At 61.7% G+C, this 15,952-nt stretch carries 13 protein-coding genes; 7 read left to right on the top strand and 6 right to left on the bottom strand.

Annotation, left to right across the window (positions count from 1 at the left end; translation table 11 throughout):
* Positions 1-79: 79 nt before the first annotated feature.
* Both QWI18_RS03855 and QWI18_RS03850 read left to right on the top strand, forming a co-directional pair.
* On the top strand, positions 80-1,573 hold the full coding sequence (locus tag QWI18_RS03855) for a YifB family Mg chelatase-like AAA ATPase (RefSeq protein WP_192130675.1): 1,494 nt from the start codon (positions 80-82) through the stop codon (positions 1,571-1,573).
* Between the two features lie 14 nt (positions 1,574-1,587).
* Positions 1,588-1,869: a type II toxin-antitoxin system RelB/DinJ family antitoxin gene (locus tag QWI18_RS03850; protein WP_192130674.1), complete on the top strand. Its 282-nt coding sequence runs from the start codon at positions 1,588-1,590 to the stop codon at positions 1,867-1,869.
* A 55-nt stretch (positions 1,870-1,924) separates the two neighbouring features.
* Here the strand turns inward: QWI18_RS03850 and QWI18_RS03845 are convergent, their stop codons facing one another.
* Positions 1,925-3,901 carry a methyl-accepting chemotaxis protein gene (locus QWI18_RS03845; RefSeq protein WP_192130673.1) on the bottom strand — a complete coding sequence of 659 codons (1,977 nt, stop codon included), beginning with the start codon at positions 3,899-3,901 and terminating at the stop codon, positions 1,925-1,927.
* A gap of 219 nt (positions 3,902-4,120) precedes the next feature.
* Positions 4,121-5,041 carry a LysR substrate-binding domain-containing protein gene (locus QWI18_RS03840; protein ID WP_192130672.1) on the bottom strand — a complete coding sequence of 307 codons (921 nt, stop codon included), beginning with the start codon at positions 5,039-5,041 and terminating at the stop codon, positions 4,121-4,123.
* 164 nt (positions 5,042-5,205) lie between these two features.
* Between QWI18_RS03840 and QWI18_RS03835 the strand changes: the two genes are divergently transcribed.
* Positions 5,206-6,588 carry a NorM family multidrug efflux MATE transporter gene (locus QWI18_RS03835; RefSeq protein WP_192130671.1) on the top strand — a complete coding sequence of 461 codons (1,383 nt, stop codon included), beginning with the start codon at positions 5,206-5,208 and terminating at the stop codon, positions 6,586-6,588.
* 34 nt (positions 6,589-6,622) lie between these two features.
* Here QWI18_RS03835 and QWI18_RS03830 read toward each other — a convergent pair whose 3' ends face one another.
* Positions 6,623-8,293 carry a putative bifunctional diguanylate cyclase/phosphodiesterase gene (locus tag QWI18_RS03830; protein ID WP_369318248.1) on the bottom strand — a complete coding sequence of 557 codons (1,671 nt, stop codon included), beginning with the start codon at positions 8,291-8,293 and terminating at the stop codon, positions 6,623-6,625.
* A 201-nt stretch (positions 8,294-8,494) separates the two neighbouring features.
* Here QWI18_RS03830 and rep point away from each other — a divergent pair, with 201 nt between their 5' ends.
* The 4 genes from rep to QWI18_RS03810 all read left to right on the top strand — a co-directional run bounded on the left by rep (position 8,495) and on the right by QWI18_RS03810 (position 12,939).
* Entirely contained in the window at positions 8,495-10,504 is a 2,010-nt protein-coding gene (gene rep / locus QWI18_RS03825; RefSeq protein ID WP_074892658.1) for a DNA helicase Rep, read from the top strand.
* Positions 10,505-10,543: 39 nt separating this feature from the next.
* Positions 10,544-11,113 (top strand): xanthine phosphoribosyltransferase, encoded by a 570-nt coding sequence (locus tag QWI18_RS03820; protein WP_065988254.1) that lies wholly within the window; start codon positions 10,544-10,546, stop codon positions 11,111-11,113.
* Positions 11,114-11,156: 43 nt separating this feature from the next.
* Positions 11,157-12,041 carry an MBL fold metallo-hydrolase gene (locus tag QWI18_RS03815; protein WP_296307769.1) on the top strand — a complete coding sequence of 295 codons (885 nt, stop codon included), beginning with the start codon at positions 11,157-11,159 and terminating at the stop codon, positions 12,039-12,041.
* A gap of 82 nt (positions 12,042-12,123) precedes the next feature.
* Entirely contained in the window at positions 12,124-12,939 is an 816-nt protein-coding gene (locus QWI18_RS03810; protein WP_065988252.1) for a sulfite exporter TauE/SafE family protein, read from the top strand.
* 34 nt (positions 12,940-12,973) lie between these two features.
* On the opposite strand, the gene QWI18_RS03805 is transcribed toward QWI18_RS03810, so the two are convergent.
* From QWI18_RS03805 to QWI18_RS03795, 3 genes are all read right to left on the bottom strand, one after another.
* The gene (locus QWI18_RS03805) at positions 12,974-14,896 is read right to left on the bottom strand and encodes an acetyl-CoA hydrolase/transferase C-terminal domain-containing protein (protein ID WP_369318247.1); all 1,923 of its coding nucleotides are present in this window, start codon (positions 14,894-14,896) and stop codon (positions 12,974-12,976) included.
* Between the two features lie 106 nt (positions 14,897-15,002).
* Entirely contained in the window at positions 15,003-15,305 is a 303-nt protein-coding gene (locus QWI18_RS03800) for a DUF2845 domain-containing protein (protein ID WP_369318246.1), read from the bottom strand.
* Between the two features lie 8 nt (positions 15,306-15,313).
* A complete protein-coding gene (locus QWI18_RS03795; protein WP_065988249.1) occupies positions 15,314-15,862 on the bottom strand; it encodes a cupin domain-containing protein in 549 nt (182 codons plus the stop codon).
* Positions 15,863-15,952: the final 90 nt, after the last annotated feature.

The following is a 15,952-nucleotide window of genomic DNA, read 5'->3' as shown; positions in this document are numbered from 1 at the left end:
ACATGCCCTCGCCCACCCGCCGGGCTAATGACTATCCTTCAGCTCGCCGCAGGAAGCGGTGCTGCCTTCAAGGAAAGACATGTCCCTAGCGATTGTTCTGAGCCGGGCCCAAGTTGGCGTTGAAGCGCCCGCCGTGACCGTTGAAACCCATCTCGCCAACGGGCTGCCCAGCCTGACGCTGGTGGGTCTGCCAGAGGGCGCGGTCAAGGAGAGCAAGGATCGGGTGCGCAGTGCGATCCTCAACTGTCGGCTGGAATTCCCTGCGCGGCGCATCACCTTGAATCTGGCGCCTGCCGATTTGCCCAAGGACGGCGGACGCTTCGATCTTGCCATCGCGCTTGGCTTGCTGGCCGCCAGCGCGCAGGTGCCGACCCTTGCACTGGAGGGCATTGAGTGCCTGGGGGAGCTGGCGTTGTCGGGGGCGATTCGGCCCGTGCAAGGCGTGCTCCCGGCGGCGCTTGCTGCGCGGGAAGCCGGACACACGCTGATTGTGCCTGCGGTGAATGCCGAGGAGGCGTGCCTGGCGTCAGGCCTGAAGGTGATCGCGGTCAGTCATCTGCTGGAGCTGGTGTCGCACCTGAATGGACACACGGTTATCTCGCCCTATAAATCCAATGGCCTGATCCTGCAGACGCAGCCTTATCCCGACTTGAGTGAGGTGCAAGGCCAGATCGCTGCCAAACGCGCGTTGCTGGTGGCCGCGGCTGGCGCGCATAACCTGCTTTTCAGCGGCCCTCCCGGCACCGGTAAAACGCTGCTCGCGAGCCGTTTGCCCGGGCTATTGCCGCCGCTGGATGAGCTCGAAGCGTTGGAAGTGGCGGCGATTCAATCGGTCGCCAGTCACGCGCCGCTGACCAGTTGGCCCCAGCGCCCCTTCCGCCAGCCTCATCACTCGGCGTCGGGTCCTGCGCTGGTCGGCGGTGGCAGTCGCCCGCAACCTGGCGAAATCACCCTCGCGCACCACGGCGTGCTGTTTCTGGACGAGCTTCCGGAATTTGATCGGCGTGTGCTGGAGGTGCTTCGCGAACCGCTCGAATCGGGCCACATCGTGATTTCCCGCGCGCGGGATCGGGTGCGCTTTCCGGCGCGCTTTCAGCTGGTGGCGGCGATGAACCCCTGCCCGTGCGGTTATCACGGCGAGCCGACCGGGCGCTGTCGCTGCTCAACTGATCAGATTCAGCGTTACCGCAACAAGCTGTCCGGGCCGCTGCTCGACCGGATTGACCTGCATCTGACGGTCGCCCGTGAAACCACGTCTTTAGCGGCAACGCCCGATTGCAAGGGTGAAAGCGCCAGCGCAGCGGAGGTGGTATCCGAAGCCCGACAGCGCCAACAACGACGCCAGGGCTGCGCCAATGCATTCCTTGATCTGCCCGCACTGCGTCAGCACTGCGCGCTGTTGCCGGAAGACGAAGCCTGGCTCGAGAATGCTTGTGAACGTCTGAACCTCTCTCTGCGCGCTGCACACCGATTGCTGAAAGTGGCGCGCACGCTGGCCGATCTGGAGAAGGTGGACGCAATCGCCCGATGCCACATTGCTGAGGCTTTGCAGTATCGGCCTTCGTCGAACTAAAGATCTTCACTTCAATGCTGCATGTGAGGATTGATCCGGCACTTAAAAACCAGGCATCGGAGACCTTGGCCAACTTTGGCCTCACCATTTCCGATGCAGTGCGTATTTTGCTCACTCGAGTAGTCCGCGAAGGCGGTCTACCCGCTGGCCTCGGCGCACACCCGGACGCTTACGATCAGTGGTTCAGGGCCAAGGTGCGTGAAGCCATGGACGACTCGGGGCCGACGCACTCGCATGAGGACGTGATGGCTGCCGCTACCGAATTACTCCAAAGGAAGCGCGGTGCTGACAATTGAATGGAGCAAGTATGCCAAGGCGGGTTTGCTCAAGCGCCTAGGCAGCTCTCCCGCCTCACCGAAACCGATCCACTTCTTTCTGCAAGTCAGACGCGACCGCGTTCAGCTCTTGAGCGGTGATCGCGAGGTTCGACACGACTTCGCGTTGCTCGCTGTTCGCCAGGGCGATGCTTTGCAGGTTGGCGCTGAGCAGCGTTGCGGTGTTGCTCTGCTCCTGGGTCGCCGTGGTGATGGACGTGAATTGCTCACCGGCCGAGCGGCTTTGTTCGTCGATCTGGGCCAGCGCTGCTGCGACTTTGGCGTTGCGCGCGAGACCTTCCTGCATCAGCGCGTTGCCTTGCTGCATAGTGCTGATGGCATTGCTGGTCTCTTGCTGGATGCTGCTGATCATTCCGGAGATTTCATCGGTGGCCTGGCGCGTACGTGATGCCAGGCTGCGAACTTCATCCGCCACTACCGCAAAACCCCGGCCTTGCTCGCCGGCGCGTGCGGCTTCGATCGCGGCGTTGAGGGCCAGAAGGTTGGTCTGCTCGGCGATCGAGGTGATGACGCTGACAATCCCGCCGATCTCTTGCGAGCGCTGGCCCAAGGTATCGATCACCGTCGCGGTGCTGCTCAGCGAGCCTGCAATTTGCTCCAGCGAGGCCGATGCTTCCTCCATGGACGTACGACCGATGCGCGTCTGCTGGGCATTGCCCTGGGCCATGCGTTCGGTGGTGCCCATGTTGTCGGCGATGGTCAGGGCCGTGGCGCTGAACTCCTCCACTGCACCGGCCATGCTGGTGATTTCGCCGGATTGCTGTTCCATTCCGTCATAAGCGCCGCCCGACAAGCCGGACAGTGCGTTGGCGCGGGTGCTGACTTCCTGCGCGGCCGTGCGAATGTGGGACACCATGGTTTCCAGCGCCTGGCCCATCGTGTTGAAGCTGCCTGCCAACTGACCAATTTCGTCATGGCTGGAAATGTTCAGACGTGCACTCAGATCACCTGCGCCGAGGGCTTCTGCCTGACTGACCAGCGCCGACAGCGGCCGTAGCTTGCTGCGCAACAGCCAGATCGCGGCGCCGACAGCGATCAACATCGCCAGAAGGCTGCCAATTGCCAATTGCGTGCCGACGCTCCAGGTCACTGCGCTGATTTCATCCTTGGGCATCGTCGCCAGAACCGTCCACGGGCCGCCGGCAAACTTCTCGCCGACGGTGTAGAAATCTTCACCGGCGTCCTGCCAGAAACGCCCAACGCTCGGCGTCTTGGCGAACTCGGCCAGCGTGGTGCTTGCCTGATCCAGGTCCTTCACGCCCGCAGGCGGCACCAGCCATTTGTTCTGCTCATCAAGCAACGCCAGCGAACCGGTGGAACCGATGCGGAAGTTTTTCAGGTTGTCGAACTGCGCCTTCTGCGCGTCGGTGTAATCGAAGCCGACGAACAACACGGCGATGACCTTTCCGCTGGCGTCACGCACCGGGCTGTACTGCGTCATGTACAAACGGTCGAACAACAGCGCGCGACCGACGTATCCCTGCCCGGCCAGCAGCTTTTCGTAGGCCGGATGCTTGTGATCCAGCGAGGTGCCGAGGGCGCGCGAGCCGTCCTGCTTGCTCAGGGACGTGCTGACGCGCACGAAGTCGTCGCCGCTGCGAACGAAGACCGTCGCCACGCCGGCCGTCATGTTTTTGAAGTCGTCGACTTCAGTGAAGTCGTTGTTCAGCGCGTTGCCGTTGAGCAGTAATGCAGGGGTCTGCACGCCCGCGACCGCAATCTGCTGATCACCCTGCAGGCTCAGGCCGGCCGAAAAACGCTTCTCGAACAGACCGCTCAGACGCAGGGTGCTGTCGCGCAACGTGCTGTGGAAGGTGTTCAACTGGTCGGCGAGCAACCGGGCTTCGCTGCTCATGTGCTCCTCACGGATGACCAGATTTGCCGAGTCCAGTGAGCGCAGGGCAAACAGCGTGCTGCCGCTGATGACGACGGCCAGAATAACGGCCAGGGCAATGCCGAGTTGCGAGGCAATTCGGGCGCGAGGCTGAGGCATGGGTGCTCCTTGCCGAACGACTGGGCCGTCCTGGATCTCAGGAACACCATTCGGACGAATTCTAATAGAGGGAATCGATGAGCCGATTGAGGTGAACCGGCTCTGCAATACACCTTCGGCGGACAAACGAAATACTTGAGTCCTACATCGTTTCAGGACGGAATTAATCCCCTCTTTGGCTGTCCTGCGTCCGCTTTCGATGGCCGAGCGCTTTACGGCTCACTCCAGAATCGTCACGTCCGGCAATTCCATCGCCTGCACCTCGCCCTGCAAAAAGTCACTCAACCGCCGCATACGCTCGCCGCCCGGCCGAGTCTTTGGCCAGACAAGGTAGTAGTTTTCCCCGCTGACCACCGCTGTGCGCCAAGGCAGGCTCAGTCGGCCCTGGGCGACATCCTCCGCCACCATCAGCAGATCGCCCATGGAAACGCCGTAACCCCGGGCCGCCGCAATCATGCCCAGCTCCAGCGTGTCGAAGACCTGCCCTCCCTTGAGCGAGACCCGGTCAGACAAATCCATGTGCTCCAGCCATCGGCGCCAGTCGCGACGGTCGGGCGTGGGATGCAACAGTTCGGCGCCAGCCAGTCGCTCGGCATCCCAAGGCTCATCATCCAGCAGCGTCGGCGCGCCCACGGGAATCAGCAGCTCAGGGAACAGGTAGGTCGCCTCCCACTCCGGCGGGAAGTGCCCATGGCTGAGCAACACCGCGCAATCGAATGGCTCCTGGGTGAAGTCGACGCTGTCGATGTCCATCCAGGCGCTGGTCAGCTGGACTTCGTTGCCCACCTGCAGATGGCGGAAACGACTCAGCCGCGCCAGCAACCAGCGCATGGTCAGGGTCGATGGAGCCTTCATGCGCAAGATGCCCTCCTCCGCCATCAACGCGCTGCAGGCTCGCTCCAAGGCCAAAAAACCTTCCCGTACGCCCGGCAGCAACTCACGCGCGGCCTCGGTAAGCTGCAGATTGCGACCGTTGCGGCGAAACAGACGGCAGGCGAAATGCTCTTCGAGCGTGCGGATATGCCGACTGACCGCGCTTTGGGTGATCGACAGCTCTTCAGCGGCACGCGTGAACGAACTGTGTCGCGCAGCGGCTTCAAACGCGCGCAGGGCATACAGTGGCGGAAGGGTGCGTGACATCGACGGGTATCCCTCAGGCAGTCGGGCAGGTGAGATCACTCTACTAAAGAAATATCAGGATGAGTTTTACTCATGCGAGAGATCGCATTTATCCCTTTGTGCATCCCCGCCTGAATCCCCACAATGACCGGCCTGCCAACACCCGTAACCCGAGCGCAAAGACCATGCACCAGCACGCCTTCAAAGAACTGTGGATCATCCTGCGTCTGGCCGGGCCGCTGATTGCTTCGCAGATGGCGCACATGCTGATGGTGTTCACCGACACCGTAATGATGGGCAAACTGGGCCCGGAATCCCTGGCCGGTGGCGGGCTGGGTGCGGCGAGCTATAACTTCGTGTCGTTCTTCTGCGTGGGTGTCATGGCCGCGGTCGGCACGTTGGCTGCCATCCGCAAGGGCGCGAACGATCACGCAGGCGTCACACGCTTGACCCAGGCCGGCTTGTGGCTGGCATGGGGCATGGCGCTGATTGCCGCGCTGATCCTGTGGAACCTCGAGCCGATTCTGCTGCAGTTTGGTCAAGATGAAGCCAACGTGCACATGGCCAGTGAATTCCTGATCACGCTGCCATTGGCGCTGCCCGGCCTTCTGAGCTTCATGGCCCTGCGCGGATTCACCAGTGCGCTGGGGCGCGCCACACCCGTGATGGTGATCAGCCTGGTGGGCGTGGCGCTCAACTTCGGGCTCAATTACGCCTTTATCCACGGACTGTTCGGCCTGCCGCACTGGGGCCTGATGGGCATTGGCCTGGTCACGGCCATTGTCACCAACGCCATGGCCCTGGCCCTCGCACTTCACATTCGTTATCACAGCGCCTACGCGGCGTACCCCCTTCACAAAGAACTGATGAAACTCTCGCGCAGCTGCCTGAAAGAGCTGTGGCGCCTGGGCCTGCCCATTGGCGGCACGTACGCGGTGGAAGTCGGGCTGTTCACCTTTGCGGCGTTCTGCATGGGGGCCATGGGCAGCACCCAGATGGCCGCGCACCAGATCGCCCTTCAATCGGTGTCGATGGCGTTCATGGTTCCGGTCGGGATTTCCTACGCGGTGACCATGCGCATCGGCTTGCACTACGGGGCGGGAAACCTGCTGCTGGCGCGCACTGCCGGACGCATGGGGATTGGTTTCGGCGGGCTGCTGATGCTGTCGTTTGGCATTCTGTTCTGGGTCGCGCCCCACGCCGTCATCGGGTTGTTCGTGGACGTCAACGATCCGAAATACCAGGGAGTGGTCGAGCTGGCGGTGAAGCTGCTGGCCATCGCCGCCTGGTTCGAGATTCTCGACGGCACGCAGACCATTGCCATGGGTGCCATTCGAGGTTTCAAGGACGCAAAAACCACGTTCCTGATCGGGCTGGCGAGCTACTGGGTGGTCGGCGCGCCGTTGGCGTGGGGCCTTGGGTTTTTGGCGAACCAGGGCGCGGTGGGCGTGTGGTGGGGACTGGCGATCGGCCTGCTCTGCTCAGCGGTCGCACTGACCTGGGCATTCGAGCGCAAGACGGCGCGGCTGCTGCGCAAAGAGGCGACGGGCGTTGTGGTGATGGGGTAGGCGAACTCAGACCTGTAGGGCCGTGCGTGGCTCCTCAAGTCCCCTGCAGTCCCTTTCTCTGCACCTGATGCATCGCCAGATACTCCGTCAGCTCTGGCAACGCAAGCGGGTGGCTGATGAGAAACCCTTGGACCTGATCGCAGTTGAAGCTGCGCAGCAAGGCCAGTTGCTCAGGGGTTTCAACACCTTCGGCCACCACTTCGAGGCTGAGGTTGTGGGCCAGGTTGATCATGGCGTGGACCAGCTTGCGGTTTTCCTCGCGCTGCTCCATTTCACCGACAAAGCTCTTGTCGATCTTCAGCAGCGTGATCGGCAGGCTATTGAGGTGCACGAAGGATGAAAACCCGGTGCCGAAATCGTCCAGCGAGAAGCGCACCCCCAGGCGACCCAGCGCGTCCATGGTCTGCCTGACCAGGTCACTGCGGCGCATGACCGCCGTTTCGGTCAGTTCAAATTCCAGCCATTGCGCGTCAATGCCGCGATCGGCAATCAATCGGCTGAGCGTTGCGAGCAACTGGTTGTCCTGGAATTGACGGAATGAAAGGTTGATCGCCATGTGCAGCGGCGGTACGCCTTTCTCGCGCAACGCCTGCATGTCTCGGAGCGCACGGGCGATGACCCAGTATCCCAGCGGCACGATCAGCCCGCTCTGCTCGGCCAATGGCACGAATTCACTCGGCGGCAACAGCCCACGTTCAGCGTGGCGCCAGCGCACCAGTGCCTCAAGCCCCAGAATGTGCCCGGTGTTCAGGCACAGGCGCGGTTGGTAATGCAGCTCCAGCTCGTCGCGACGCAAGGCGCGGCGCAGCTCGCTTTCCAGGTCGGCGAGGCTTCGGGCATTGCGGTTGATGCGTTCGTTGAAGACGTGAAACGTGCAGCCCTGCGTGCCTTTGGCCTGCTGCATGGCGATATGCGCATGCCACATCAAGGGATCGGCGCCGCCATTGATGCGCGCATAGGCGATGCCCAGGCTGCACCCGATCAACAGGCTTTCGCCATCGACCCAATACGGCTCGGACAAGGCTTCGGTGATGCGCTCGGCAATGGACTCCGCCCGCTCAGGGGCACGTCGAGTGTCGATCAGAAGGGCGAATTCATCGCTGCCCAGTCGTGCCAGTTGATCGCACGCTTCCAGTTGGCCTTTCAGCCGCGCCACCACTTGCAGGATCAGTCGATCGCCTGCCTGGTGACCCAGCGCGTCATTGGCGCGGCGGAAGTTGTCCAGATCCAAATGCCCAAGGGCCAGGCCTCGACCGTCGAACTCGGCCAGCCGGGCGGCCAACAGGGTCTGAAAGCCCTGGCGGTTGGCGATTCCGGTGAGAGGGTCTTGCTCGGCGAGGCGATTGAGCGTGGTTTCCAGCACGCCCCGTTCGCGCACATGACGCAGACAACGGCGCAAAGCCTGCGGAGTGAGCGCATCGCGCACCAGCCAGTCACTGACGCCGACGGGCTCTTCGTCCGGCTCCGTGTCAAAAAGCAATACGGTGGGCCAGTTGCATTGGCCGGCGGGGGGCTGAAGGGCTTCAGTGGTGAAAAGGATTCCAGGGGCTGCGAGGTCTGTTTGATCGCCAACGGCCTCCCAGCTCGACGCGCAATCCAGGACGGCGGCGTCTACGAGCGGCGCCAGGCACTCGCGCAACGATGCCGGCCATTCGGGCGTGTCCGCCAGAAGCAGCAAGCGCAAGGGTTCGACAGGCGTAGACAAGCTAACTCCCCACACAAACGTAAAGACCTTGGCGCACCCCCGAATGAGGGTCGTCAAACGCGATAATCATCCGCAGTAGGCAAATGTAACAAAACGGCGAAATATAGATAGCGCGGCGCATCACAGTGTCGGACGGTGGCTGCGAAATCCGCTGACCCTGTTAAAATGCCCGCCCTTTTCAAAGCGACCCCACTTTTCCCCATGTCCCGACTCAATCCCCGGCAACAGGAAGCCGTGAACTACGTCGGCGGCCCTCTTTTGGTGCTCGCCGGCGCTGGCTCCGGCAAGACCAGCGTGATCACACGCAAGATTGCCCACCTCATCCAGAACTGCGGCATCCGTGCCCAGTACATCGTCGCCATGACCTTTACCAACAAGGCGGCGCGGGAGATGAAGGAGCGCGTCGGGACCCTTCTGCGCAGCGGCGAAGGGCGCGGCCTGACCGTTTCGACGTTTCACAACCTGGGCCTGAACATCATCCGCAAGGAACACGCCCGTCTGGGGTACAAGCCCGGGTTCTCGATCTTCGACGAGACCGACGTCAAGGCGCTGATGACGGACATCATGCAGAAGGAATACTCGGGCGACGACGGCGTCGACGAGATCAAGAACATGATCGGCGCCTGGAAAAACGAACTGATTCTGCCGCCCGAAGCCCTCGCCAATTCGCGCAACCCCAAGGAACAGACCGCCGCCATCGTCTACAGCCACTACCAGCGCACGCTCAAGGCGTACAACGCGGTGGATTTCGACGACCTGATTCTGCTGCCGGTGAAGCTGTTCGAAGAGCACGCCGACATTCTGGAAAAGTGGCAGCACAAGGTGCGCTACCTCCTCGTCGACGAATACCAAGACACCAACGCCAGCCAGTACCTGCTGGTGAAGATGCTCATCGGCACGCGCTGCCAGTTCACCGTTGTGGGTGACGACGACCAGTCGATCTACGCCTGGCGCGGCGCGCGGCCGGAAAACCTGATGCTGCTCAAGGACGATTACCCGTCGTTGAAAGTGGTAATGCTGGAGCAAAACTACCGCTCTACCAGCCGTATTCTGCGCTGCGCCAACGTGCTGATCGCCAACAACCCCCACGCGTTCGAGAAACAGCTCTGGAGCGAGATGGGCCACGGCGATGAAATCCGTGTGATTCGTTGCAAGAACGAAGACGCCGAAGCCGAGCGCGTGGCCATCGAAATTCTCAGCCTGCACCTGCGCACCGACCGGCCGTACAGCGACTTCGCGATCCTCTATCGCGGTAACTATCAGGCCAAGCTGATCGAGCTGAAGCTGCAGCACCATCAGATTCCGTATCGGCTGTCCGGGGGCAACAGCTTCTTCGGACGTCAGGAAGTGAAAGACCTGATGGCCTATTTCCGCCTGCTGGTGAACCCGGATGACGACAACGCCTTCCTGCGCGTGATCAACGTCCCGCGCCGGGAAATCGGCTCGACCACCCTTGAGAAGCTGGGCAACTACTCCACCGAGCGCAAGGTGTCGATGTATGCCGCGACCGACGAGATCGGCCTGGGCGAGCATCTGGACGCCCGCTTCACCGACCGCCTCAGACGCTTCAAACACTGGATGGACGGCGTGCGCCAGCAATGCGCGACGCAGGACCCGATTGCCGCTTTGCGCAGCATGGTCATGGACATTGATTACGAAAACTGGATTCGTCAGAACAGCTCCAGCGACAAGGCCGCCGACTACCGCATGGGCAACGTGTGGTTCCTGATCGAGGCGCTGAAAAACACGCTGGAGAAGGACGAAGAAGGCGGCATGACCATCGAGGAGGCCATCGGCAAGCTGGTCCTGCGCGACATGCTCGAACGTCAGCAGGAAGAGGAAGACGGCGCCGAAGGCGTGCAGATGATGACCCTGCACGCCTCCAAGGGTCTGGAATTTCCGTACGTGTTCATCATGGGCATGGAAGAGGAAATCCTCCCGCACCGCTCCAGCATCGAAGCCGACACCATCGAAGAAGAGCGCCGTCTGGCCTACGTGGGCATCACCCGCGCGCGGCAGACGCTGGCGTTCACCTTTGCGGCCAAGCGCAAGCAGTACGGCGAAATCATCGATTGCCTCCCGAGCCGGTTCCTCGACGAACTGCCGCCGGACGATCTCGCCTGGGAAGGCAACGATGACACGCCCGTCGAAGTCAAAGCCGTACGCGGCAACACAGCCTTGGCGGACATACGCGCCATGCTGAAAAGATAACGTTTATTTCGCGCACATTGCGCTCTGAGGACCACCCACGTGGAAGCACTGCACAAGAAAATTCGCGACGAAGGCATCGTGCTTTCCGACCAGGTATTGAAGGTCGACGCGTTTCTCAACCATCAGATCGACCCGGTGCTGATGCAGCAGATCGGCGACGAATTCGCCGCGCTGTTCGCCGACTCGGGCATCACCAAAATCGTCACCATCGAGGCGTCGGGCATCGCCCCTGCGGTCATGACCGGTTTGAAGATGGGCGTTCCGGTGATTTTCGCGCGCAAGCATCAGTCGCTGACCCTCACTGAAAACATGTTTTCCGCGTCGGTGTACTCGTTCACCAAGCAGACCGAAAGCACCATCGCCATTTCTACCCGTCACCTGAACAGCAGCGATCGTGTGCTGATCATCGACGACTTCCTGGCCAACGGTAAGGCGTCACAGGCGCTGATCTCGATCATCAAGCAAGCGGGCGCGACGGTCGCCGGCCTGGGTATCGTGATCGAGAAGTCATTCCAGGGCGGCCGCGCCGAACTGGATGGTCAGGGCTATCGTGTAGAGTCACTGGCGCGCGTGCAGTCGTTGAAAGATGGCGTTGTAACGTTCGTTTGATACCTGCTTCAGCATTCCTGTACCGGCAATAAAGGAGAGCATCATGATCATTGGCGAAAAACTGAGCGTAGAGGCGTTCTTCGATCCGCAGACCTCGACCATCAGTTACCTGGTCATTGACCGCTCTACGCTTCAGGCCGCGCTGATCGACAGCGTGCTGGATTACGACCCTAAATCCGGGCGCACCAGCACGCAATCTGCGGACAAGCTGATCGGCAGGGTCCGCGAGCTGGGCGTGTCGGTGCAGTGGATTCTGGAAACCCACGTCCACGCCGATCACGTCTCGGCGGCGGCCTACCTGAAAGAACAGCTCGGCGGCACGGTCGCCATTGGCAGCCACATCACCCGCGTGCAGAAAGTCTTCGGCACTTTGTTCAACGCCAAAGGCGACTTCGCCCGTGATGGCAGCCAGTTCGACCGGCTGCTGGAAGATGACGCGCATTTTCAGATTGGCACGCTTCAGGCCAGAGCCATGCACACCCCTGGCCACACACCGGCGTGCATGACCTACGTGATTGAAGCTGGAAATGAAGCGGTGGCGTTTGTCGGCGATACCCTGTTCATGCCCGACTACGGCACCGCTCGTTGCGACTTCCCCGGTGCCGATGCGCGCACGCTGTATCGCTCGGTCGGCCGGATCCTCGGCCTGCCGCCGCAGACGCGTCTGTTCATGTGTCACGACTACCTGCCCAACGGCCGAGAGTTGATGTTCATGACCACCGTTGCCGAGCAACGCGCCAGCAATATCCACGTGCGTGAAGGCATCGACGAGGACGCCTTTGTCGAGATGCGCGAGAAGCGCGATGCCACCCTCGACATGCCCGTGCTGATCCTGCCTTCGGTGCAGATCAACATGCGCGGCGGCAATCTGCCGGAAGCGGAGGACAACGGCGTGCGCTACCTGAAAGTCCCGATCAATGCGGTGTAAGTGCTGCCAGGCGCGCTGATCCCGCGCGCTCACCGACTGAACACCCACCTCCGGACAGACCCACGGGACTTGCTCACTTAACATGAATGAACACGAACTGATCGGAGCCGGCCTCGGTACGATCATTGGCGCGGTGTTGGGCCTGACAGGCGCGGGTGGCGGGATCCTTGCGGTGCCGCTGCTGGTTTTCGGGCTGGGCCTGACAATGATCGAAGCTGCGCCGGTGGGCCTCCTGGCAGTCGGCCTGGCTTCGGCGGTCGGTGCAGCGCTCGGGCTGCGCCAAGGCATCGTCCGTTACCGCGCCGCCATTTTCATCGCAATCATTGGCATCGCGCTGTCGCCGGTAGGCCTGTGGCTGGCGCATCAATTGCCCAATGCGCCGCTGGCGCTGGGGTTTGCACTGATTCTGTTTTATGTGTGCGGGCGGATCTACCGCAAAGCCGCTCACGAACTGCGCCACGGCAAGCCGCCGGATCGGGGCGCGTTCAGGCCCTGCGTGGTCAATCCGCTGGTGGGTCGCTTGCGCTGGACGCTGCCGTGCGCCCGGTCACTGGCGGCAACCGGCGCGCTGGCCGGCCTATTGTCAGGATTGCTCGGCGTGGGCGGCGGCTTTGTCATCGTGCCGGCCTTAACGCGCTACACCGACCTTGAGATGAAAAGCATCGTCGCCACGTCGCTGGCGGTGATCGCACTGGTGTCGACCGGCAGCGTGATCACGGCCAGCGTCAGCGGCGCGATGCACTGGTCAGTGGGCCTGCCGTTCGCCGCCGGGGCTGTCGCGGGACTGATGGCCGGCAGGCAGGTCAGCCGTTACCTCGCCGGCCCGCGGTTGCAGCAGCTGTTCGCTGTTAGCGGCTTCTTCGCCGCCGTGCTGCTGGTGATCAAAACCCTCGGCTGAACGGATGCCACAGTGAACGTGGGAAACATCAGGCCTAAGCCTTCGCCTGCAACCCCGCCAACACCAACCGCTGATACAGCTCGTCCCGCAACCCCTGTGGATGATCGAGGCCCATGCGCTGCAAGTGCTCCGGATACGCGCTCGCGTCAGGCGCTTCCAGCGTGGCCTTGCCCAGCTCGATGATTTCCGTGAGCTTGAACTTGCTCTTCAGCCAGTTCAGCGCGCGCAGCAGATCGCGCTCTTCAGCCGTGAAGTCGCTACCCAGCGGGTATTCAACGAAGAGCGACGGGAACTGATGGCGGATGTCCTTCAGCCGCTCGGGCGTGTTCTGGCTGAACAACGGATCAAGGCGGAAATCCTTCGGCAGCTTGCCGGCCTTCTGCGCCTGATCGATCAGGCCCGGCTGGAAGCGTGAGTCGCTGATATTAAGCAGTGCCTCGATCACCGCCGAATCGGTCTTGCCGCGCAGATCGGCGATGCCATATTCAGTGACGACGATGTCACGCAGATGCCTCGGGATTGTCGTGTGCGCATAGTCCCAGACGATATTGGAATTCACCTCCCCGCCCGACTCACGCCAGCTGCGCAGAATCAGCACGGAACGCGCGCCTTCCAGCGCATGGCCCTGAGCGACGAAGTTGTACTGCCCGCCCACACCGCTGACCACGCGGCCATCGGCCAACTGATCTGAAACCGCTGCGCCCAGCAACGTGACAGTGAAACAACTGTTGATGAACCGCGCATCGCGCCGCTGCAGACGCTTGAGCGTCTCGTTGCCGTAGAGCTCGTTGATGTAGCTGATCGCGGTCATGTTGATCTGCGCGATCTGCGCCGGGGTGAATTCCCGCAGCCGCTCATAGAAGCTGCGCGGGCCGAGAAAGAAGCCGCCGTGAATCAACACGCCGTCGCCATAAACCGACTCGTCCAGAACCCCGTCGTTGGCCATTTGCTGCAGCTCGATGTCGGCGTACACCTTGCGCCGGATGATCCCCGCGTCCAGCAGCACCAGCAGGCCGTTGACCAGCATTTCGCTGCAGCCATAAAGCCCGGTGGCGAAGGGCATCACCCCGCCTTGGGCCTCGATCAACGGCTTCCAGGTGGAGATGCCGTCCAGCTCGGCCAGGCACGCGCGGTAGGTTTCGTTATCGGCCTGGCGCGCAAGCAAGGCGGCGGTCAGGGCGTCACCCATCGAACCGATGCCGATCTGCAATGTGCCGCCGTCGCGCACCAGCGTGCTCGCGTACAAGCCAATGAAATGATCCTGGATACCGACCGGCATGTTCGGCGTCGAGAACAGCGTGCTGCGCTCTTCATGCTCGATCAGCAGGTCGAAGGTGTCGGCGCTGACCTCGGCATCGCCCTGCATGTAGGGCAGATCCGAGTGGACGTGGCCCAGCATCAAAATCCGCTCGCCCAACCCACGGCGTTTTTCCACCAAGGGCAGCAGGTCGAGGGTGATGTCGGGGTTGCAGCTCAGGCTGAGCTGATCGGGCCGTTGCGGGTCACGGGCGATCAGTTGCGCGATCAGGTTCAGGCCGTTGGCATTGATGTCCCGCGCAGCGTGGCTGTAATTGCTGCTGACGTAATCCTGCTGCGCTTCGACGCTGCCGAGCAGGCTGCCGGGCTGCATGAAAAACTGCTGGACGTGAACATTGGGCGCAAGGTCGTCCCGGCGCAGGTCGGTGAGAAAATCCAGTTCAGGGTAATCGTCGAAGACGCGCTCCAGAAAGGGCTCCAGAAACCGTCCCTGCAAACCGTCGCCACCATCCGGTCGCCCGAGGCACAGGGCGGTGTAGATGGTCAGGTGCCGATCGGGCAGCGATTTGATCCGGGCATACAACGCGTTGGCAAAACGATTGGGCTTACCCAACCCCAGCGGCATACCCATATGAACATGGGCCGGCAACTCGGCCAGCACGTGATCGACAGCTTGCTCGATCGAGCAGGAATGCGGCATCCGGCCTCTCCTGATTTTGTTATTGGATAGCGGTTGGACCGGGCCTTCAGGGAATTTGCTGCATTGCGCCGCTTGCGCCCTCATAAAACGACTGCCAGTCGGCGACTCAATCCCGCTTCGTCTCGATCTCTACCAGCTTGTCCTCGATAAACCGCAGGTGTTGTTTTGCACCATTACGAGGACCGTACACCCACAGACTAACCTCCGCAAAACCGAGCCTGGGTACGCCGTTGCTTCGCAGGGCAGGCATTTGATCAACACTGCTGTCTGGCGCGCCGCACTTCTGGCGGACCACATCGGCGGTGTCACCCAGACTGATAAGCGCCGTGCCGCAGCGCATGGTCGCGTCAGCCGCATTGGCGAACAGCAAGCCGGCCAGCCCTAGGAAGATCAGTGTTCGGTTAATCATGGCGCTGATCAGAAATTCGCCGGCGTGGCAGCGCTGATGAGCCGCGCAGGAACGTCGTAGGGGTTGCGAAAGCGATGGGGTCGGGAGCTCTCGAAGTAGTAACTGTCGCCCTCTTCCAGCACGTAGGTATCAAGACCGACCACCAGTTCAAGACGGCCCTCAACCAGAATCCCGGTCTCCTCGCCCTCGTGCACGAGCATCTCGATGCCCGTGTCGGCACCCGGCGGGTAGACCTCGGAAAGGAACGCAATGGCACGACTCGGATGGGATTTGCCGACCAGTTTCATGGTCACGGCACCGTCCGAGATATCGATCAGTTCGCTGGCTTTATAGACCACTTGGGTCGGGTTTTCGGGTTCGAGCTCTTCGGAAAAGAACTCCACCATGGACATCGGTATGCCGCCCAGCACCTTCCGCAGCGAGCTGATCGAGGGGCTGACGCTGTTCTTCTCGATCATGGAGATGGTGCTGTTGGTCACGCCCGCTCGTTTGGCGAGTTCACGCTGGGACAGGCCTTTGAGTTTACGAATGGATTGCAGTCGTTCACCGACGTCCAATGCGGGAGTCCTCCTGATGATCAAGTTAGGTCAAGTGGTCGCCATCATGGCAACAGCGTTCAGTATTTACAACACTTGAGCCCAAGGCCG

Source organism: Pseudomonas sp. W2Oct36, from assembly GCF_041060465.1.
In the GTDB taxonomy this organism is placed as follows: Bacteria; Pseudomonadota; Gammaproteobacteria; order Pseudomonadales; family Pseudomonadaceae; genus Aquipseudomonas; species Aquipseudomonas graminis_B.
Note: the sequence above shows the minus strand (reverse complement) of the source record. Positions and strands in the feature narration are given on the sequence as shown.